The 19,918-nt window shown below is 65.5% G+C and carries 16 protein-coding genes; 11 read left to right on the plus strand and 5 right to left on the minus strand.

The features are described from left to right. Nucleotides 1-167: 167 nt before the first annotated feature. Nucleotides 168-2,909 (minus strand): AAA domain-containing protein, encoded by a 2,742-nt coding sequence (locus KHF85_RS18980; protein WP_284567856.1) that lies wholly within the window; start codon nucleotides 2,907-2,909, stop codon nucleotides 168-170. A 154-nt stretch (nucleotides 2,910-3,063) separates the two neighbouring features. On the opposite strand from KHF85_RS18980, the gene KHF85_RS18985 reads away from it, so the two are divergent. Then, complete coding sequence (locus tag KHF85_RS18985; RefSeq protein ID WP_284567857.1) at nucleotides 3,064-3,405, plus strand: hypothetical protein; 342 nt, start codon at nucleotides 3,064-3,066, stop codon at nucleotides 3,403-3,405. 299 nt (nucleotides 3,406-3,704) lie between these two features. On the opposite strand, the gene KHF85_RS18990 is transcribed toward KHF85_RS18985, so the two are convergent. Beyond that, nucleotides 3,705-4,091, minus strand: coding sequence for a SymE family type I addiction module toxin (locus tag KHF85_RS18990; RefSeq protein ID WP_284567858.1), 387 nt, complete (start codon nucleotides 4,089-4,091; stop codon nucleotides 3,705-3,707). A 428-nt stretch (nucleotides 4,092-4,519) separates the two neighbouring features. On the opposite strand from KHF85_RS18990, the gene KHF85_RS18995 reads away from it, so the two are divergent. Beyond that, complete coding sequence (locus KHF85_RS18995) at nucleotides 4,520-6,037, plus strand: ATP-dependent nuclease (protein WP_284567859.1); 1,518 nt, start codon at nucleotides 4,520-4,522, stop codon at nucleotides 6,035-6,037. Between the two features lie 167 nt (nucleotides 6,038-6,204). On the opposite strand, the gene KHF85_RS19000 is transcribed toward KHF85_RS18995, so the two are convergent. From KHF85_RS19000 to KHF85_RS19010, 3 genes are all read right to left on the minus strand, one after another. Then, complete coding sequence (locus tag KHF85_RS19000; protein ID WP_284567860.1) at nucleotides 6,205-7,044, minus strand: TSCPD domain-containing protein; 840 nt, start codon at nucleotides 7,042-7,044, stop codon at nucleotides 6,205-6,207. Between the two features lie 93 nt (nucleotides 7,045-7,137). Beyond that, complete coding sequence (locus tag KHF85_RS19005) at nucleotides 7,138-7,812, minus strand: hypothetical protein (RefSeq protein WP_284567861.1); 675 nt, start codon at nucleotides 7,810-7,812, stop codon at nucleotides 7,138-7,140. A gap of 194 nt (nucleotides 7,813-8,006) precedes the next feature. Beyond that, complete coding sequence (locus KHF85_RS19010; RefSeq protein WP_284567862.1) at nucleotides 8,007-10,160, minus strand: adenosylcobalamin-dependent ribonucleoside-diphosphate reductase; 2,154 nt, start codon at nucleotides 10,158-10,160, stop codon at nucleotides 8,007-8,009. Between the two features lie 474 nt (nucleotides 10,161-10,634). Between KHF85_RS19010 and KHF85_RS19015 the strand changes: the two genes are divergently transcribed. From KHF85_RS19015 to KHF85_RS19055, 9 genes are all read left to right on the plus strand, one after another. After that, on the plus strand, nucleotides 10,635-12,071 hold the full coding sequence (locus KHF85_RS19015; RefSeq protein ID WP_284567863.1) for a Do family serine endopeptidase: 1,437 nt from the start codon (nucleotides 10,635-10,637) through the stop codon (nucleotides 12,069-12,071). A gap of 232 nt (nucleotides 12,072-12,303) precedes the next feature. Continuing rightward, complete coding sequence (locus KHF85_RS19020; RefSeq protein ID WP_003470737.1) at nucleotides 12,304-12,672, plus strand: hypothetical protein; 369 nt, start codon at nucleotides 12,304-12,306, stop codon at nucleotides 12,670-12,672. Between the two features lie 5 nt (nucleotides 12,673-12,677). After that, nucleotides 12,678-13,166: a hypothetical protein gene (locus tag KHF85_RS19025; protein WP_009610004.1), complete on the plus strand. Its 489-nt coding sequence runs from the start codon at nucleotides 12,678-12,680 to the stop codon at nucleotides 13,164-13,166. Next, a complete protein-coding gene (locus KHF85_RS19030; RefSeq protein ID WP_284567864.1) occupies nucleotides 13,163-13,630 on the plus strand; it encodes a hypothetical protein in 468 nt (155 codons plus the stop codon). Before KHF85_RS19025 ends, KHF85_RS19030 begins: the two co-directional genes overlap by 4 nt. Nucleotides 13,631-13,777: 147 nt before the next feature. After that, nucleotides 13,778-14,899, plus strand: coding sequence for an AI-2E family transporter (locus tag KHF85_RS19035; RefSeq protein ID WP_064538092.1), 1,122 nt, complete (start codon nucleotides 13,778-13,780; stop codon nucleotides 14,897-14,899). Nucleotides 14,900-15,021: 122 nt separating this feature from the next. Beyond that, nucleotides 15,022-15,738 carry an HAD family hydrolase gene (locus KHF85_RS19040; protein WP_284567865.1) on the plus strand — a complete coding sequence of 239 codons (717 nt, stop codon included), beginning with the start codon at nucleotides 15,022-15,024 and terminating at the stop codon, nucleotides 15,736-15,738. Between the two features lie 73 nt (nucleotides 15,739-15,811). Then, nucleotides 15,812-17,182 (plus strand): leucyl aminopeptidase family protein, encoded by a 1,371-nt coding sequence (locus tag KHF85_RS19045; protein ID WP_284567866.1) that lies wholly within the window; start codon nucleotides 15,812-15,814, stop codon nucleotides 17,180-17,182. 1,010 nt (nucleotides 17,183-18,192) lie between these two features. Continuing rightward, nucleotides 18,193-19,302, plus strand: a complete 1,110-nt coding sequence (locus KHF85_RS19050) for a catalase family peroxidase (RefSeq protein ID WP_284567867.1) — start codon at nucleotides 18,193-18,195, stop codon at nucleotides 19,300-19,302. Further along, nucleotides 19,299-19,883 (plus strand): cytochrome b, encoded by a 585-nt coding sequence (locus KHF85_RS19055; RefSeq protein WP_284567868.1) that lies wholly within the window; start codon nucleotides 19,299-19,301, stop codon nucleotides 19,881-19,883. Before KHF85_RS19050 ends, KHF85_RS19055 begins: the two co-directional genes overlap by 4 nt. The last annotated feature ends 35 nt before the right edge of the window (nucleotides 19,884-19,918 follow it).

Below are 19,918 nucleotides of genomic sequence, written 5' to 3' on the forward strand. Positions count from 1 at the left end.
TCCAGCGGATGACCTAGCGCGCTTGCATCGATGTCCTTTATTGTCCGCTGACCTCAGATAGCCTACGGGACTGGCACGCTAGCACAGCCTGCCATAGTCGCATCGCTACAAAGTGCATAACACGCTCTAACGGCCAAGTGTGATGCTGCTCGAAATCCGCGAAGAAACTATCCGGAACGGGACGCTCCAACACCTTGCGCGCCAAGCGCAGGGCTCGCCCACTGGGCGACAAAGTCGGCGATTCTCTCTTCGATGCGACTCTCGACCGTCCGCAGGCGCAGGATGGCAATGCCGCTTTTCGCAAGAATACCGTTCTTCAGTGCGTCCCGGGCCAACTGATCGGGCCGGTCATGGGAGCCACCATCGACTTCGATCACTCCCAGGGGGATCTTGCCCACCTTGAAATAGAGCACGAAATCGCAACTGGCACGCGCCATGAAGGCCCGCTCGGGTTGCGTCAAATCCGGATTGCTCGGTGATGCGACCTGAGCCAGCTTGACTTGGTCGTGCCACATCAACGCATCGCATTCTGGTCCGGATAGCGCCTCGCGCAGCAGTTGCGCTGCGATCTGTTCGGACCTGTAGCGGGAATCCTCGGACCGCAAACGGGCATTCAAGCGGGCCAACGACTGGTCGTACTCGCGGTACAGCAAGTCGAAGGCCGACACCACGGGCGCACGCACGAGATCCTCGTCTCGCGCGTAATACGCGATGTAGCGCATCAAAGCCGCGATGTGACCATTGTTGCCGGTGAATACCTCCTCGCCCGTCACCAGGGTGAAGCGGTGCTTGGCCCGCGACACCGCCACGTTGATCATGCGCGGGTCATCGACGAAATCCAGGCGTTTGCGCTCCTGGTTGTAGCGTTTCTTGTCCAGCACCGTGGAGAAGACGATCTCGTCGCACTCCCGGCCCTGGAACTTGTGCACGGTGTCCTTGACGAAATCCGCGGGCAGGCACGTGCCGGAGAGGTTGACCTGTGCGCGGAACGGCGCGATGAAACCACGGCCGTCGCCATCCAGCCCGACGGGCTCGCCTGCGTCGTCGAGCAGCTTGAGCAGGGAATCCAGCTCGCGCAGGTTGGTGTTCTGGCGGGCGTGGTTGCCCTTGGCGGTCACCACCAGGCGCAACGGCGCTTCCCCCCTGTCCTCGGTCATCGGCACCAGGGCGTTGTCGTAGAACTGCTGGTTGCAGAACTGAATGATCCTGGGATGGCAGCGGTAATGCTCTTTCAACAGCGTTCTGGGCAGCGCCTCCTTGAACACGCCGATACACGAATCGAGCAGGCTGTAGCGCTCGCAGTCGTAGGCCTCGGCGGGGGCCGGCAGGCCCAGCACCACGGGGATGTGCGCCAACTGGCGGTTGTCGCCGACCACGATCAGATTCTTCGCGCAACCCAGCGGCAGGATGCCCGGCACGATGTCCTGCAACGAAGCCTCGTCGATGATCACGTAGTCGAGAATCGCACCCGGCGCAATCGAGTTGACGATGGAGTGGGTGCCGCTGCCCAGGATCGGAAAGCGCTGCATAAAGGCATCGAATTGTTGTCGATCCCGATACGTCTTGGCATCGAAGTTCTCCGATGGCCGGGGCAAATTCTGCAAGTACTGCTTTAGATGGCGCATCGACGCTGTTTTCAATTGCTCAAGCGAGGCATCAAAATCTCCACGCTTCAGAGAATCGCGGCACGCCTTCAGCTCCGCTTCCTTGTCCCATAGCGCCTTGTCGTAGTAGTGCATCTGCAGCGCATGGAACACGGACAGGCGCGCATCGCCCTGAGCAAACGGCTTGGTACGGAAGATCCTGAAGTTGAACAACAGCTCGACGCGATCCTTAAGACGGATGCGCTGCTCGCCCAGATGGGCCAGATAGGCCATCAGGTCTGCGGTCTTGCGCGGCGACAGTCCATACTTGTCCAGCGAGGTGGCGGCCTGCACACCGCTGTCTGCCTGCCACTGCTGCAGGTAACGCCGCTCGATGGTCAGCTCGTCGATTTCCACCTGCAATTGCGCCACCCGGTTGTGATCGTGCAGATGCTGCTTCAAGCGGGCCAGCAGAGCCTGGATCTCCTCCAGAGGCGGCGCGGACTCGGGTTCGCAGGATGGCCAAGACGGCAGATCGGCGAAGAACTCCTCGCGGTTGCCCTGGTTGCCGAGTTTGGCGATCAGATAGCCGAGGCCACATTTCTCCAGCTTCTCGTAGACGTTTTCGACAGCGGCATTGTTGTTGGATAGCACTGCTACCGTCTGCCTACGCAACAGGATATTGGCGAGGATATTGAGGATGGTCTGGGTCTTGCCGGTTCCGGGCGGGCCTTCGATCACGCTGACCTGCGCGCGGAACGCTTGCTCGACCGCCGCCAGCTGGCTCTCATTCAGTCCGAACGGATAGATCAGCCCCTGGCCCGGCGCCAGCGCGCCGTTGCGTCCCGTGCAATAGGCCTGCAAGGCGGTGTCGGCACTGGCGGGCAGTTTGCCGAGTTGGTGCACGATATTGGCGGCGATTTTGCGGTCGCCCTCCGACTCCGCATGATCCTGCCGGGCATTGGCCACAGCAGCGAAATACCGGAAGACCGGCGTGTCCTTCATCGCCGTCGGCGTGGCAAAACCGATACGGTCCATCCTGTGAATGATGGGCTTGTCGTTATCCGGATAGTGCACGACGGCGTACTGTTCGCCGTAGATTGTCGCCTTGGCGATGGGCGTGACAACTGTGCTACCGGTCTTGGTGAGGAACATCCCACCCAGCTCGCGAACGGGAGAGATGCGGCAGTCACTGAGCGGATGCAGGGCTTTTTGCCCGTTGAAGTAGGAGCACTTCAGTTGCAGTCCTTCGTCCTTATCGCTCCAGATCGACCAGCTTTTGATCTCTGCCGTCTTGTCCTTGCCACCCACTTGAATGGAAACCATATGTCCCTAACTCGTTCTAGAACGCCATCCGAACCAAATCTCACGCCGACGAGCAGATGCCGCTATTCCCCTGATGCTGGAATCATATTTCCATCCTTTCCTACAGGGTTGTTAGACGATTCGTTCGGCTGACCATCTGCCGGCTCTTTAGCGCTTGCTTGAATATCCACTGCTGTTCGATCTCGCCAGGCTCCAACACGCTCATGCGCTTCGCCTGGAAGCGGCCAATCTCGGGCGCGGCCTCTTGCTGCACAACTCTGGCATTCTTGAAGAGCGCGGGATCGATGAGGTTGACCTGCGCCGCTGGCAACGCACGGATAAAACCGTCCGCTTGTCGCTGGGAGACGGCTTGGTAAAGCGGTTTACTGGAGGGTGCAGGCGCGGCGGCCCTGCGGTAAAACCATCTGTCCCAAGCGTCTGTACAGCATCGGCCATGACTGCGTTGGGCGTGATCCAGCGCGCCAACGGAGCTTTGGACTCGGCGGCGGATTGCTGATCTGCGAACGTATCGGACGGCGGAACGCTGGCATCGTTCATGGCACTACATCCTGTTGCCGCTGAGAGGGAAACCAACGTCAGCAGGGCGGAACGCAACATGCCTTCGGCTGTTCTACGTGCCATCACCGTGCGCTGCCACGTGGCGGTGTGAGCACAGCATAAAGTGAAAGTCTTGAGCAGGTGTAGACCAAACCGTCTATGGCGACCGGGACGGATGATCCGGTGCAGCGCTGGGCGCCGGCATCGACAACCAGCGCCGATCGACGGGACACGTCGATCGGCGCGATTGCGCGGCGCCTACTCTTGCGGCGCGGCCGTGATCACCAGCGCGCCATCGACGACAGCGATCTGCGGCTTGCTCCCCGGCACGAATCCCAGTGCTGCCAGCCAGTGACCGCTCAGGCGCAAGGTGGGAATTTCCTGGCTCTGCCAGCGGCCGTCCACCATCACGTCGTGGCAGGTGGAGCCAATGGTGCACTGCCCGGGTTGGCGCGGACGCGACGCGCGCTTGCGCGGCAGTTCGTCCTCCGTCGGAACCGGATGGAACAGCGTGGTGCGCGCCATGTCGCCGAGCGAGAGTCCCAGCATCGGTGAGGTGGTGGCGTGCGCCGCCTCTGGCGCTACTGGCTTGCGCGTGCGGCGTGGGGCTTGGGTACTTTTGGGTGCGGTTGCTTTGCGGGACATACGGAGCTCCTTTGAAAATGGAGTCCACTCCCCGACGCCAATCGGGGTGGCGGACGGTGCACGATTGGCGTACCGGTCAAAGGCTCCGGCGAGCCCGAAGGCTCCCGCGCACCGCCCGCCGTAAATCGGCAAGCATTCGCGCCGTCGATGCGGCCAACAAAAAAGCGCCGGACATCGAAAGATGGGCGCTGGTTGCGCCTTCGAACACGGGACGCCAATCCCGGCTGCGCGATTTTAACGCAGCGATTCAATCTTGCTCTTTGACAAGGTCGGCGTCAACGAGCTTTGTAGACAGAAATGTAGGCTATGCACCTATAGAAATTCCACTCTGACCCCGGCACTCTAATTCGCCTCGCTTATCGGAAATTTATTCGATACAATCGAGAATGCTACACATCTCACATAACAACGCACAGGAAGGGGGCGGCATGGCAGCGAATGTGGAAATATCCAACTTGAAGTCAATCAAGAACCTGTCCTTTGATGTTCCTAATAAAGGGGCGTTTGTTATAACCGGAGCAAACGGTTGCGGCAAAACTTCGCTATTGACTGTGCTTCATAGGATGGGCGCCCCAAATGCTTTTCAGCTGGGTCTGCCAGGCGGGACCGGGTCGACCGGCATTGATGGCATAGCAGATGCTACGATCACCTATACAATCAACACAAGGAGCGTATCTTATCGATACAACAAAATTCGGTGGTCCGCAACACCGAAATCGAATTCGCAAATCGTCCGACATGCGTTCAGTGAGGTACTATTTTTAAAGGCGAATGCGTCGAGAGTAGAGCCTACTCAGGATGAGTTGAAGGGCCTGAAGAAAATTCCCGCCGATCAACGCCTTCGAGAATTCATGAACGCGGTGTTCGACACCGACAAGTTTGACAACCTGTACAAGATCAACCTTCGTGGTCGCGGCCTTGTCGCACACTTGATCGATAGAACTCCGGGCGAGAAGAAAAAGACTTGGTACTCTGAAAAAGCCTTCAGTCTTGGAGAGCTTTGTGTCATGCGCCTTGGCCAGAAGCTGCTTGCGATGAAAAATGGCGGACTTTATATCGTCGATGAGTTTGAAATGGCGTTACACCCAGCAGCTCAGATCCGTCTATTCAAGCAGATCGAAAGGCTTTCAGATTTGGGGCCGTGCACCGTGCTTGTCTCGACTCATTCATCAAGCCTAATCAAGAGTGTCGCCCGGAAGAATATTATCTATCTTGAAAATAACGATGGCGAGGTCAGCATCTATCGCAACGTTTATCCCACCTATGCTCTACAGCACCTCGTGTTGGACGAAGAGAATTCCCCGGATAGGTTGATCTTTGTCGAGGATATATCTGCCAAGCAGTGTATAGATGAACTGTGGAAACAACACTTGAGCTTAGATCAGAATAGCGGAAAACGAAGCCAGCCGACAGTTCAAACGGCAGTAATCGGGGGCTACAAAGAAGTTTTAAGATTCCTTGACCGAAGCCAATCGTTCGTACCTGCCCTGACGCGACGGATGGCTGTGCTCGATGCCGATGCCCAGGAAGCTTGTCTGCCGCCCCATGTCGCTGTTGGCCAAGAAGCGCCTGTTTTGACCGTCCCTCAAGAGCTGTACAGAAGTCAGAGGACCCAGATTGAATTCCTTCCTTGGACGCCGGAGGTCGGACTGTGCGAGCTATTAGCAGCGGACGTTGCTACGCATCGACAGGGCATTCAGACCTTCACAGGAACTGCAAATCTCCAGATTCCACTAGCTTCGGCACGTGCGCATCAGGGGCTGACAGGAAAAGCAATGCGCGACAGGTGCAAGGAAACTGTTCGCTACATTGCCAGCCAAATCGCTCAAAAAAAGGCGTGGTCTTCGGAGCGGGCTCATGAGTCGCTGATGGGCTATCTCGTTCATGAATGGCTGAAGGCAGAACCGCAAGCGTCTCGTGCACTGAGTGGCAAACTCTTTAGTTGAGCATTAGGTCGACACTACTAAAACAGACATTGCTCAATGTCATAATAATTCTGACAACATAAGATACATCCAAGTGTTTATGGGAGGCTGCGCCAGCACCTTATTTAATTAGCGCCCTTCCCAGCTCGAAGATCGTTACGGAACACTCCTACCAAGAAGCGTTGCATTCACCCACACTTAGAATACCCACAATTCAAACAAGTAGCACACCCGTCCATGATCACCAGGGCCTTGGTGTTGCACTTGTGGCACATCGTGGCCGACGGCGGGAAGCTCGCGCCGTCGCCGGTGACGGCGATGTCTTCTTCGTGGTCGGCGGTGGAGTTCGCGACCACCGTCCCCTCCTCCGCCCTGCGGGCACCCTCTCCCGCAGGAGAAGGAGAAGCCGGCTTCACTTCACTGTTTTTTTTTGAGCGGTCTTCGTACTGCTTGCGCTTTTCGTTGATCAGCGCGCGCTGGTGGTCGCTCATCTCCGGGTCGTGCAGCAGGCCGATGGACTTCATGTGCTCTTCGACGATGTAGCCCAGTTCGGCCACCAGCGAGGGCATGTACACGCCGCCGGCCTTGAAGTAGCCGCCCTTGGGGTCGAATACGGCCTTCATTTCGTCGACCAGGAAGGTGACGTCGCCGCCCTTGCGGAACACGGCGGACATGATGCGGGTCAGCGCCACGATCCACTGGAAGTGTTCCATGGACTTGGAGTTGACGAAGATCTCGAACGGGCGGCGCAGTTCGTGCTCGGTGCCGGCGTTGAGCACGATGTCGTTGAGGGTCACGTACATGGCGTGTTCCACCAACGGCGATTTGATCTTGTAGGTGCTGCCGATCAGTACGTCCGGGCGCTCGATGCGCTCGTGCATGTGGATGATGTTGTCCACCGGCACGTCGGCCTGGGCGGTGGCGCGGTCGATCGACGCGGCGGGCAACGGTGGCGCCGCTTCGCGCGCCTTGTCTTCGGCGGTGACGACGGCGTAGCCCTTGATTTTCTTGTCGATCTTGACGGCCATGATGCATTCCTGATGTGCGTGTCGTGTTGGGGCGCGCGTCCCTCGCCCTGCCCCTCTCCCGCGCACGGGAGAGAGGGTGCAGCGTGGGACGGCTTACTTCCTGGCGCGGGTGGCCGCGGCCTTCTTGCCGGCGCTCTTGCGCACGGCGGTCTTCTTCACCGCAGCGGTCTTCTTGGCGACCTTGGCGGTGCTCTTCTTGACGGCCTTGGCGACCTTCTTCACCGCCTTCTTGGCGACGGCCTTCCTGGCGCCGACGCTCTTCTTGGCGGCCACAGCCTTCTTGGCCACGGCCTTCTTCGCGGCGACCTTCTTGACCGCCTTCTTCGGTGCGGCCTTCTTGGCCGGCGCCTTCTTCACTGCGGCTTTCTTGGTCGCGGTCTTCTTGGCGGCGGCTTTCTTGGCCGGGGCCTTCTTCGCTGCCGCCTTCTTGGCGGTCTTCTTGACGGCCTTCTTCAGCGCGGCGGCTTCGGACTGGGCGCTGGCCTTGGCCGCTTCCAGCTTCTTGCGCGCGTTGGCAACGGTCTTCTTCACCGATTTGCCGGCCTTCTCTGCGCGCTTGGTCACGGCCTTCTCGGCCTTCTTGACCGCCTTGCGGGTCTTGGCGACCTGGTCCTGCACGCGCTTTTGCACGTTCTCGGCGGTCTGCTTGACGCTGGCGACGGCGTCGCTGGCGGTGGCGGCGATCGCGTCGCCCATGTTGCTGGCGGTCTCTTTCACGTTTTCGGCGACTTGCGTCAGCGTCGCCGTCACACCATTACCGTTGCTCATAAAAAACCCTCCTCAGGGTGTCAGTGTTTATGTACGCGGGCGATGCTATACCGATTGAAGCAAAGCGTGGAACCGGATGTGGCGACAAACGACAGGCGGTAGGCGAACGTTGGGGAAGCACGGCGTGCCGCGCTCCCTGTTTTCCCGCCGCCGCCCTGTCCCCCCGCCGCTGCGGAGGGCGCAACACGCCGCCTTCAGAACTTGCCGTAATACCCTTCTTTCAGCGCGTCGAACAGGTTGGCGGCGCTGTGCATTTCACCGTCGTATTCGATCTGCTCGTTGCCCTTCACTTCCACCACGCTGCCGTCTTCCAGTTCGAAGCGGTAGGTGGTGTTCTCCAGGTCCGCTTCCTTGACCAGCACGCCCTGGAAGGCGGCCGGGTTGAAGCGGAACGTGGTGCAGCCCTTCAAGCCCTGCTGGTGCGCGTAGCGGTAGATGTCCTTGAACTGCTCGTAGGGGTAGTCGGTGGGGACGTTGGCGGTCTTGGAGATGGAGCTGTCCACCCACTTCTGCGCGGCGGCCTGCACGTCCACGTGTTCCTTGGGGTGGATGTCGTCGGCAGAGATGAAGTAGTCCGGCAGCTGCGCGTCGGCGGCCTCGGCGTACGGCATCGCCTTGGCGTTGACCAGGTGGCGGTAGGCCAGCAGTTCGAAGGAGAACACGTCCACCTTCTCCTTGGACTTCTTGCCTTCGCGGATCACGTTGCGGCTGTAGTGGTGGGCGAAGCTGGGTTCGATGCCGTTGGAGGCGTTGTTGGCCAGGCTCAGCGAGATGGTGCCGGTGGGGGCGATGGAGCTGTGGTGGGTGAAACGCGCGCCCACTTCGGCCAGTGCGTCCACCAGTTCCGGTGCCACGTCGGCGATGCGCTGCATGTAGCGGCTGTACTTGGCGTGCAGCCGCCTGCCTTCGATCTGCTGGCCCACGCGCCAGCCGTCCTTGGCCATTTCCGGGCGCTGGCGCAGCATTGCGGCGGTGACGGCGAAGCTCTCCTGCATGATCGGCGCCGGGCCTTTTTCCTTGGCCAGGGTCAGCGCGGTTTCCCAGCCGGCCACGGCCATTTCGCGGGCGATGGCTTCGGTGAATGCGCAGGAGGCGGCGCTGCCGTACTTCATCTGCAGCATGGTCATGGTCGAGCCCAGGCCGAGGAAGCCCATGCCGTGGCGGCGCTTGCGCAGGATCTCGTCGCGCTGCTGCTGCAGCGGCAGGCCGTTGACCTCGACCACGTTGTCGAGCATGCGGGTGAACACGCGCACCACTTCCTTGTATTCCTCCCAATCGAAGCGCGCCTGCGCGGTGAACGGGTCGCGCACGAAGTGGGTGAGGTTGATCGAGCCGAGCAGGCAGGCGCCGTACGGAGGAAGTGGTTGCTCGCCACAAGGATTCGTAGCGCGGATGTTCTCGCACCACCAGTTGTTGTTCATCTCGTTGACGCGGTCGATCAGGATGAAGCCCGGCTCGGCGTAGTCGTAGGTGGAGACCATGATCATGTCCCACAGGTGGCGGGCGCGGATCTGCCCGTACACCTTGCATGCGACCAGGCCGTCGTCGCGCACGATGTAGTTGCTGTGGGTGGGCCAGTCGCGCCAGACCACGTCGGTGGCGCTGGTCAGGTCGATGTCGGCCTCTTCCTTGCGGTTCACCGGGAACACCAGCGGCCAGTCGGCGTCGGTCTCCACCGCCTGCATGAAGCCGTCGGTGATCAGCAGCGACAGGTTGAACTGGCGCAGGCGCCCGTCCTCGCGCTTGGCGCGGATGAAGTCCTTCACGTCCGGGTGCGCCACGTCGAAGGTGCCCATCTGCGCGCCGCGGCGGCCGCCGGCCGAGGACACGGTGAAGCACATCTTGTCGAAGATATCCATGAACGACATCGGCCCGGAGGTGTAGGCGCCGGCGCCGGCCACGAATGCGCCGCGCGGGCGCAGCGTGCTGAATTCGTAGCCGATGCCGCAGCCGGCCTTGAGGGTCAGGCCGGCTTCGTGGACTTTCTCCAGGATGCCGTCCATCGAGTCGGTGACGGTGCCCGACACGGTGCAGTTGATGGTGCTGGTGGCCGGCTTGTGTTCCAGCGCGCCGGCGTTGGAGGTGATGCGCCCGGCCGGGATCGCGCCGCGGCGCAGCGCCCAGGCGAAGCGCTCGAACCAGTAGGCGCGCTTTTCCTCGGTGGCCTCGGCATCGGCCAGCGCGCGCGCCACGCGCTGGTAGGTGCCGTCGATGTCGGCATCCAGCGGCTCGCCCTGCTTGGTCTTCAGGCGGTACTTCTTGTCCCAGATATCCTGCGACGCCGGCTGCATCGGGATGGGGTTCTGCTTGGACTCGGTCTGGACGACTTCCAGGCGCACCGTGCTCATTCTTTTCTGTTCTCCTCGAACCTATCCCGATGGGGCGGATGGGGTGGCCGTCCGCCGTGTGTCTTATGTGTATGCGGTTTGCGCTGCGCGACGAAGACAGCCGCGGCAGCGCGCGCGGCACCGCCCTTCGGCCGAATGGGAATGCATAAGGCGTGCGATCGCCCGTCTCACGTTCACGCCATGCGTCACTGCGTGCGCCCCCTGGGGTCTGGACCCCAGTGAAAACCCCAGTAGTTGGGTTGCTTTGACGTCTTACCGCTACATGTAGTGGCAAAACGAAGTGCCCACGCTAACCCTGGGCGGGCCCGCTGTCAACGCCGAAACCGAGCGGTTCGGCGCCTCCGTACGCCGCCGTCGGTTTGCCCGGCGCCGGGCTTTCACTGGCGGTTAAACGCCGCGCGTTCATCTTGATTTATGCGCCCCGGCGCCCATCTGCCTTGCGTCTCCCGCCGCGTCATCCGGAAACCCGACCCCATGCGACCGCTGCCCACGCTGCTGACCCTGACCGCCGCCGCTGCCTTCGGCGGTTTCGCCGCCACCGCGATCAACGCGCACCTGGACAACCGCGCCGAGGCGGCGCCCGCGCCGGTGGCGCAGACCGTGGCCGGCAGCGCCGCCTTGCCGGCCTCGGCGGCCGGCCAGCCGCTGCCGTCGCTGGCGCCGATGCTGCAGCAGACCATGCCGGCGGTGGTCAGCATCAACACCAAGCAGGTGGTGCGGGTGCGCAATCCGTACTTCAACGACCCGTTCTTCCGCCGCCTGTTCCCGGACATCCCGCAGGAACGGATCAACGAGTCGCTGGGCTCGGGCGTGATCATCGACGCCAAGAACGGCTACGTGCTGACCAACCACCACGTGGTGGAGAACGCCGACGACGTGCAGGTGACCCTGGCCGACGGGCGCAGCTTCAAGGCCGAGTTCATGGGCTCGGACGCGGACACCGACGTGGCGCTGATCCGGATCAAGGCCGACAAGCTCACCGAGATCCGCCTGGGCGACAGCAGCAAGCTGCGCGTGGGCGATTTCGTGGTGGCGATCGGCAACCCGTTCGGCTTCACCCAGACGGTGACCTCGGGCATCGTCTCGGCGATGGGCCGCAACGGCATCCGCGGCCTGGGCTATCAGAACTTCATCCAGACCGACGCCTCGATCAACCCGGGCAATTCCGGCGGCGCGCTGGTGGACCTGCATGGCGAGCTGGTCGGCATCAACACCGCCAGCTTCAACCCGCAGGGCAGCATGGCCGGCAACATCGGCCTGGGCCTGGCGATCCCGTCGAACCTGGCGCGGGCGGTGGTCGAGCAGTTGCTGAAGAACAACGGGGTGATGATCCGCGGCACCTTTGGCGTCGAGACCCAGAACCTGACCGCGCAGATGGCGCAGGGCCTGGGCCTGGACGCGCCGCGCGGCGCGCTGGTGACGCGGGTGCTGACCGGTTCGGCGGCGGCCGGCGCGGGGCTGCAGCCCGGCGACGTGGTGGTCGGCGCCAACGGCGAGCGCCTGGACAGCGCCGAGGCGCTACACAACTACGAAGGCCTGCAGCCGGTGGGCAGCACGGTGACGCTGGACGTGCGCCGCGACGGCAAGCCGCTGCAGATCAAGGCCACGCTGAAGGAGCAGCCGCGCGCGGTGAGCGGCGAATCGCTGGACCCGCGGCTGGGCGGGGCCAGCTTCACCGACCTGCCCGAATCGCTGCGCCAGTCCGGCATCAATGGGGTGCTGGTCGGCAGCGTGGCGCGCGGCAGCCGCGCGGCGCGCAACGGCCTGGCCAACGGCGACATCGTGATGGCCGCCTCCACCGGCGAGTTCGCCGATCTGGCCAGCTTCCGCGCCAACTTCGCGCGCAAGCCGGCGCAGTTGGTGCTGCGCGTGGTGCGGGGCGGGGCGCAGGCGGATCTGTTGATGCAGTGAGGTGGGGTGGCGCGGCACCGATGGATGGCGCGGCCGGTCAGGCTTGCGGCGTCGTTCTGTCGCGGCTGAAGCCGCTCCTACAGGAAGCAAATGAATGCCGCTCGGCCAGCAGGCGCACGCGCAGCGCCAACGTAACAAGCTCTACACCGCGTCGATGCTATTTGTCTCGATCGCGATCCGCGAACCGCCTGCCGCGCGCAGGTATGCCCCCACCACCGTCAGGAGATACGCGATGAATGCCAGCCCCACCAATACCGAAAACCTCAAGGACAACCTCAGCGAAGCCAGTTCGCACCTGAAGTCGGCCGCCAGCTACGCCGGCGAAGCGATCAAGGGCGCCGCCGGCGCGGCGGGCGACGAGCTGAAGCTGGGCAAGGCCAACGTCAAGGCCGAGCTGTCCGACAGCGCGCTGTCCGGCCTGGCCGCTGCCGAGTTCGGCGGTGCCGCGGCGAAGGAGCAGGTCGATGTGCTGCTGGACAAGGGCCGCGACCTGATCGACAGCGCCGCCGAGCTGATCCGCGAGCGCCCGCTGGCCTCGTTCGGCGTGGCCTTCGCCACCGGCTGGATCATCGCCAAGCTGGCGCGCAGCAGCGACAAGTAAGCCACGTGAGCGACGAGCAGGTCCGCGACGGCGCCGCAGCGCCCGACCCGGCGGCGGCCGAGCGGCCGTCGCTGGAAACCTCGTTCCGCGAATTCGGCACGGCCGGCCGCGAGGGCCTGAGCGCCACGCTGGAAGCCGGCCGCGCGCTGCGCAAGCTGCTGGTGGCGGACCTGGCGCTGGCGCGCGCGGCGATGGCCCGCGCGCTGGTGTGGTTGACCGTCTCGGTGGCATTCGGCGCTTCGGCGTGGATGCTGCTGATGGGCGCGTTGATCGCGGTGCTGCAGCGGCTGGGCTGGTCGTGGCTGGCGTCGATCTCGGCGACCGCTGCGTTCAGCCTGGTGGTCACCGCCCTGGGCGCCTGGCAGGCGCTGCGCCATTTCGAGATGAGCAAGCTCGACGCCACCCGCCGCCAGTTGGCGAAGCTGGGGATCGGCGGCGAGGACGATGACAACGCCGACGGCCACGCTGCCGCGGCAGCCGAGACCGGCCGATGAAACTCCGTCAATTGCAGCACCGCATCGCCCGCGCCGAAACGGTGCTGGAAGGCCGCCAGCAGCAGATGCAGACGCAATGGACCACGCTGCAACGGGTCTGGCGCGAAGGCTGGACGCCGCTGCGCATCGTCGCGGTGGGATTGGGCGCCGGCTTCCTGGCCGGACGCGCGGAACCGGCGGCGGCGATCGGCAAGATCGGCGGCGCGCGCTGGCTGCAGATGCTGAGCGCGGTCTCCAGCCTGCTGACCGCGACCCAGGTCAAGGAAGCCTCCGACCAGACCGAGCGCGCGGCGGATACCGCGCAGGATGCGGCCGAGGCGGTCGAAACGCCCGCGGCCGCAGGCGTACCGCGGCCGCCCGTTGCGCCCGTCGTGGCCACCGCGCCGGTCGATGCGCCGTTCGCCGTATCGCCGCAGGCGCCGCCGCGCGCGGCCGAAGCGGCCACCGACGTCTCCGAACGCTGAGCGCCGCGTAGCGACCCGCGGCGGTCGCCACGCGGCTTTCATACCGCGCAGGCCAGGATCGGCCTACACTCCGCTTCCCCTTTTTTGTGCCGAGCGGTGCGTGTCCGCAGGACCCGCGCCGGGGCCACCGTACGCAACGCAGGTCCGATGAGCATTCTCTCCGAATCCGTGGCCGACGCCGGCGACGTGGCACCACCGCCCGAAGACGCGCTGCCGCCACCGCCGGCGCCGCGCCCGCGCGGGCCGATGTCGCTGGTGGTGCTGGCGACGCTGGCGGTGGGCTACACCTTGTGGGCGGCGCAGGAGGTGATCCTGCCGATCCTGCTGGCCGCGTTCTTCGCCCTGGTCGGCAATCCGATCCTGCGCGGGCTGCGGCAACTGTACGTGCCGCGCTTCCTCGGCGCGCTGCTGGTGCTGCTGTCGGGCATGGCGGTGGCGACCACGCTGGCCATGCAGCTGGCCGGGCCGGCCGCCGAATGGGTGCAGCAGGCGCCCGGGCAGATGCGCCACATCGCCACCCAGGTGCGCGACCTGACCAAGCCGATGCAGCAGGCCAATCAGGCGGCAGAGAATTTCGCGCGCGCCGCCGGCGGCGACAACGGCCGCCGCGTGCAGGTGATCCGCACCCAGCTGGACGACCCGTACAAGGCGCTGGTGCGCACCCCGCGGCTGGCCGCCTCGGCGCTGGCGGTGGTGTTGCTGACGTTCTTCTTCATGGTCTTCGGCGAGAACCTGCAGCGGCATGCGATCGCGCTGCTGCCCAATCGCCAGCAGCAGAAATTCACCACCGACATCCTGCGTTCGATCGAGCGCGAGGTGTCGCGCTACGTGCTGACCATCAGCGTCATCAACACCCTGGTCGGGCTGATCTTGGCCGGCATCCTGGTGCTGCTGAAGATTCCGCTGCAGGAAGCGCTGCTGTGGGGCACGGTGGTGGCGCTGCTGAACTTCGCCCCGTACGTGGGGCCGCTGATCGGCGCGATCCTGATGCTGCTGATGGGCTTCGTCGAGTTCCGCGATCCGCTGAGTGCGGCGCTGCCGGCGATCCTGTACCTGGCGCTGCACATGCTCGAAGGCCAGGTGGTGACGCCGATCGTGCTCGGCCGGCGCATGGCGATCTCGCCGCTGATGCTGATCCTGGCGCTGATGCTGTTCGGCTGGCTGTGGGGCATGATCGGGCTGCTGCTGGCGGTGCCGCTGCTGGTGTGCATCAAGATGGTGCTGGCGCGGGTGGAAGGCATGCAGCGCTGGGCCAGGTTGCTGGAATGAGGCCGGGACTCGGGACTGGGGACTCGGAAAAGCGGTGAGCGCGGCGCTGGTGCCTGCACGGGTGTCTACGCTGCACGGCAGTCGCGGCCGCCGGTTGGCGTAAAATCCGCCAGGTGACTTCCTTGCCTTCCTTCCCCGTTCGCGCGATCACGCTGGACCTGGACGACACGCTGTGGCCGTTCGCGCCGATCGGCGCGCGCATCGAACAGGTGCTGCACGACTGGCTGCTGCAGCATAGTCCGCGCACCGCCGAGCGCTTTCCGATCGCGGCGATGCGGCAGCTGCGCGATGAGGTGTTCGCCGCGCATCCGCACCTGGTCCACGACATGAGCGAGATGCGGCGCCTGACCCTGCGCCGCGCGCTGCGCGACAGCGGCGCCGACGAGGCGCTGGTGGAGCCGGCGTTCGCGGTGTTCTACGCCGCGCGCAACCAGGTGGAGTGCTATCCGGACAGCATCCCGGCATTGCAGCGGATCGCCGCGCGGGTGCCGGTGGTGGCGCTGAGCAACGGCAACGCCGACCTGGCCACGATCGGCCTGGCCTCGCATTTCGCGTTCCAGCTCAGCGCGGGCGAACACGGCGCGGCCAAGCCGGACCCGGGCATCTTCCACGCCGCCTGCGCGCGCCTGGGCCTGCCCTGCGCGCAGGTGCTGCACGTCGGCGACCATATCGAGATGGACGTGGTCGGCGCGATGCAGGCCGGGCTGCGCGGCTGCTGGATCAACCGCGACGCGCAGGCCTGGCATCCGCCCACCCCGCCGGATCTGCACTTCGCCACCCTCACCGGCCTGGCCGACTGGCTGGACGCCACCCAGCCGGCCATCGGCGCGCGCGCATGAGCGCTTCCCGCTGCCGCCTCTTCGCCCTGGCCGCGCGTCGCGCTGGCCGCGCCCGACTCACAAGGACCCGCTGATGTCCCTGCCTTCCGGCTTCACCGATGCCGCCCCCCGCGCGCTGCCGCTGCATGTGCTGGACCGCGAACGCCTGGCCGAATGGCGCGCCGCACAGGCACCTGCCTGGGTGGCGTGGCTGGATGCGCAACAGTTCGTGGCCGCCCCCGGCACGGCGTTGTTGCTGCCCGGCGCGGACGGCGTGGCCGCGGCGGTGCTGGGCGTCGGCGACCGCGGCGATGCCTATGCCTACGCGCACGCACCGCTGGCGCTGCCGGCCGGCAGCAGTTGGCAACTGGCCAGCGCGCTGAGCGAGCAGGAGCAGGCCGCCCTGCACCTGGGCTGGGGCCTGGGCAGCTACCGCTTTGCCCGCTACAAGCAGCCCACGCGCTTGCCGGCGCAGCTGCTGGCCACGCCGAGCGCGGAAGTGCGCGACCAGCTGCAGGCTTGCCTGCGCGTGCGCGACTGGGTCAACACGCCGGCCGAGGACATGGGGCCGGAACAGCTGGAAGCCGCTGCGCGCGCGATCGCCGAGGCGCACGGCGCGCAGTGCGAAAGCATCGTCGGCGAGGAGTTGCTGAGTCGCAATTTCCCGGCGATCCACGCGGTCGGCCGCGCCTCGCACCGCGCGCCGCGGCTGATCGTGCTGCGCTGGGGAGAGGACACGCACCCGCACGTGGCGCTGGTCGGCAAGGGCGTGTGCTTCGACACCGGCGGCCTGGACCTGAAGCCGGCCGACGGCATGCGCCACATGAAGAAGGACATGGGCGGCGCGGCGCATGCGCTGGCGCTGGCCGGGCTGGTGATGGCGCAGCGGCTGCCGCTGCGGCTGACCGTGCTGCTGGCGGCGGTGGAGAACGCGGTCGGCCCGCACGCGTTCCGCCCCGGCGACGTCATCGCCACCCGTCAGGGCATCAGCGTGGAGATCGACAACACCGACGCCGAAGGCCGGCTGGTACTGTGCGACGCGCTGGCCTACGCCAGCGAGCAGGCGCCGGACACGATCCTGGATTTCGCCACGCTGACCGGCGCGGCGCGGGTCGCGCTGGGGCCGGATCTGCCGGCGCTGTTTGCGAACGACGACGCGCTGGCGCAGGCCTGGCTCGACGCCGGCGAACGCAGCCGCGATCCGGTCTGGCGCATGCCGCTGTGGCGCCCGTACCTGCGCTACCTGACCAGCCCGATCGCCGACCTGGCCAATGCCGGCTCGCGCATGGCCGGCGCGGTGACCGCGGCGCTGTATTTGGAGCGCTTCGTGCCGGCGCGGCAGGCCTGGGCGCACCTGGACGTGTACGCCTGGAACGACAGCGACCGCCCCGGCCGCCCCGCCGGCGGCGAGGCCCTGGCGCTGCGCTCGGCCTACGCGATGCTGAAGGCGCGCTACGCGGGCTAGGGTTTGCCGGGGTGGCGTAGCGGAGGCGGTGCGGCTGAGGGTGGCGGAAGGCATAAGCTCCCTGTAGCAGGGGCTTCAGCCCGGACAGACAACCGAAACCGCCAGGCTTCCTGACTTCGTTCGTCGCGGCTGAAGCCGCTCCTACAGGGACTTGCGGGACGCCCGCCGGGTGCACTGTCGGAGGGACTTCAGTCCCGACGCTGCGCGGTCGCGGTACCTTCACCGCTTCGCTCGTCGCGACTGAAGCGCTCCCACAAGGAGCTACCACTTGCTCGCAGTGTGCACTGTAGGAGCGGCTTCAGCCGCGACAGACACCATCAGCAAAGCGCGGTCGCGGCTGAAGTTGCTCCTACAGGGACAACAACTTGCGGCCAGCTCGCCGGGCGCACTGTCGGAGGGACTTCAGTCCCGACACTGCCCGGTCGCGGCACCTTCACCGCTTCGCTCGTCGCGACTGAAGTCGCTCCCACAAGGAGCTTGCCACTTGCTCGCACTGTGCCCTGTAGGCGGCTTCAGCCGCGACAGACACCATCAGTAAAGCGCGGTCGCGGCTGAAGCCGCTCCTACAGGGACGACAACTTGCGGCCAGCTCGCCGGGTGCACTGTGGGAGGGACTTCAGTCCCGACGCCTTTCTGCTGGCTCAGCCCTGCCCGCGCAGCGCGAAGCCCTGCGCCTGCAGGTCCGGGCCGCTCAGCAACTGGGCGAAGCGCTGCAGCCGGGGCATCAGCATACGCAGGGAGGAGTCGTCGAGTGGGCAGGCGCGTGCGGCAGCGCTCGGGGAAGCGGCAATCACAGATAGGACGCACGGCAAGGCGGATGATTCCCTGGCCTGGGCAAGCCGCCCGTTTGTGCGGCGACACCCACGCGATTGTGCAGCCTGCCGGCCGCCAAGGAACCGCGGCCGGCAGCGAAGCAGTTCCACGCATGTCTCCAACAAGCGCCTGCGTCGGGAATGGAACGCGGCGCCGGATGTCCCACTCCCCATCGCCGCCGCCACAGGAGTCGCCCCATGTCCCATCCCGATCCCACGCCGCCCACCCCACCGCCGCGCCCGCGGCCCTGGCTGCCGCTGGCGGCCATCGCCGCGATCGGCGCCCTGCTCGCCGCCGCCTTCGCCTGGAGCGCGGGCTGGCTGGGCGGGCCGCAGCGGCTGACCGCGCAGCGCATGACCGATGCCATCGAGGCCGGCGGCCCGCCGCACCCGGGCTTCCGCCGCGCGCACAGCAAGGGCATGTGCGTGAGCGGCCATTTCGAAGGCAACGGCAAGGCAAGCGCGCTGTCCTCGGCCCGGGTGTTCACCCAGGCCGCGGTGCCGGTGCTGGGGCGCATGTCGATCGGCGGCGGCGATCCACACGGCGCCGACGCCACGGCGCGGGTGCGCAGCATGGCGCTGCTGCTACGCAGCGACGACGGCCAACAGTGGCGCACGGCGATGAACAGCTTTCCGTTCTTCGTGGTGGCCACGCCGGAGGGCTTCATGGCGCAGACCCTGGCCGCGCAGCCAGACCCGGCCACCGGCAAGCCGGACCCGGCGAAGCTGGCCGCGTTCGCGCAACGCTATCCGGAGGCGAAGAAATTCCAGGAGTGGGCCAAGACCGCGCCATGGTCGGACAGCTGGGCCAACACCCAGTACAACGGGGTCAACAGCTTCCGCTTCATCGCCGCCGACGGCAGCAGCCGCTTCGTGCGCTGGTCGATGCGGCCGCAGACCGCGTTCAAGGAACTGTCGGCGGCGCAGCGCGCGCAGGCCGATGCCGACTTCCTCGGTGAGGATCTGCAGGCGCGGCTGGCGCACGGCCCGCTGCGCTGGGACCTGGTGCTGACCGTGGCCGCCCCCGGCGACCCGGTGAACGATTCCTCGCAGCCCTGGCCGCAGGACAGGAAACAGGTAGTCGCCGGCACCCTGGTGCTCGACCACGCCGAGCCGCAGGCCACCGGCCCGTGCCGCGACCTCAACTACGACCCGCTGATCCTGCCGCGCGGCATCGCCGGCTCCGACGATCCGATCCTGGCCGCGCGCTCGGCGGTGTATGCGCAGTCGTTCAACCGCCGCGAGCGCGAGATCGGCCGCGGCCAGGCACCAGAGGCGACCGGCCAGGCGCATGGGGGTGCGCAATGAGCCGCGCCAACGCCTCCGGGCATTTCAACCTGACCGCGCGCCTGCTGCACTGGCTGATGGCGGCGATGATCCTGAGCATGCTGTTCGTCGGCGTGGGCATGGTCGCCTCGGTGTCACAGCGGCCGTGGCTGCTCGATCTGCACCGCCCGTTGGGCATCGCCATCTTGCTGCTGGCGATCGTGCGCCTGGGCAACCGCCTGCGGCAGCGGCCGCCGCCGCTGCCGGCGGACCTGCCGTGGTGGCAGAAGACGGCGGCGCTGGCCTCGCACTGGCTGCTGTATGCGTTGATGCTGGCGATGCCGTTGCTGGGCTGGTCGATGCTGTCGGCCGGCGGTTATCCGATCGTGTTGTGGCCGGGCGCGCAGTTGCCGCCGATCGCGCCGCACAGCCCGGCGCTGTACGCCTGGCTGCGCAGCGCGCATGGCTGGCTGGCGTATGCGCTGTTCGCCACGGTGCTGGCGCATCTGTGCGCGGCGCTGTTCCATGCCTGGGTGCGCCGCGACGGGGTGTTTTCGAGCATGGCGCGGGGTGGTGCGGCGCCGGTGGTGGTGGATCAGGCAACGCCGCGAGAACAGCGCTGAAGGGGGTGTTCTGTGCTGTGTGCAGGCAACCGGAA

Origin of the sequence: Xanthomonas graminis pv. graminis, from assembly GCF_030168915.1 — a bacterium.
In the GTDB taxonomy this organism is placed as follows: domain Bacteria; phylum Pseudomonadota; class Gammaproteobacteria; order Xanthomonadales; family Xanthomonadaceae; genus Xanthomonas_A; species Xanthomonas_A translucens.

Excerpts from the sequence above, each read along its gene's own strand:
- KHF85_RS18980 (WP_284567856.1), bottom strand. The coding sequence starts at position 2,909 with ATGGTTTCCATTCAAGTGGGTGGCAAGGACAAGACGGCAGAGATCAAA.
- KHF85_RS18990 (WP_284567858.1), bottom strand. The coding sequence starts at position 4,091 with ATGTCCCGCAAAGCAACCGCACCCAAAAGTACCCAAGCCCCACGCCGC.
- KHF85_RS18995 (WP_284567859.1), top strand. The coding sequence starts at position 4,520 with ATGGCAGCGAATGTGGAAATATCCAACTTGAAGTCAATCAAGAACCTG.
- KHF85_RS19000 (WP_284567860.1), bottom strand. The coding sequence starts at position 7,044 with ATGGCCGTCAAGATCGACAAGAAAATCAAGGGCTACGCCGTCGTCACC.
- KHF85_RS19005 (WP_284567861.1), bottom strand. The coding sequence starts at position 7,812 with ATGAGCAACGGTAATGGTGTGACGGCGACGCTGACGCAAGTCGCCGAA.
- KHF85_RS19010 (WP_284567862.1), bottom strand. The coding sequence starts at position 10,160 with ATGAGCACGGTGCGCCTGGAAGTCGTCCAGACCGAGTCCAAGCAGAAC.
- KHF85_RS19015 (WP_284567863.1), top strand. The coding sequence starts at position 10,635 with ATGCGACCGCTGCCCACGCTGCTGACCCTGACCGCCGCCGCTGCCTTC.
- KHF85_RS19020 (WP_003470737.1), top strand. The coding sequence starts at position 12,304 with ATGAATGCCAGCCCCACCAATACCGAAAACCTCAAGGACAACCTCAGC.
- KHF85_RS19030 (WP_284567864.1), top strand. The coding sequence starts at position 13,163 with ATGAAACTCCGTCAATTGCAGCACCGCATCGCCCGCGCCGAAACGGTG.
- KHF85_RS19035 (WP_064538092.1), top strand. The coding sequence starts at position 13,778 with ATGAGCATTCTCTCCGAATCCGTGGCCGACGCCGGCGACGTGGCACCA.
- KHF85_RS19045 (WP_284567866.1), top strand. The coding sequence starts at position 15,812 with ATGTCCCTGCCTTCCGGCTTCACCGATGCCGCCCCCCGCGCGCTGCCG.
- KHF85_RS19050 (WP_284567867.1), top strand. The coding sequence starts at position 18,193 with ATGTCCCATCCCGATCCCACGCCGCCCACCCCACCGCCGCGCCCGCGG.
- KHF85_RS19055 (WP_284567868.1), top strand. The coding sequence starts at position 19,299 with ATGAGCCGCGCCAACGCCTCCGGGCATTTCAACCTGACCGCGCGCCTG.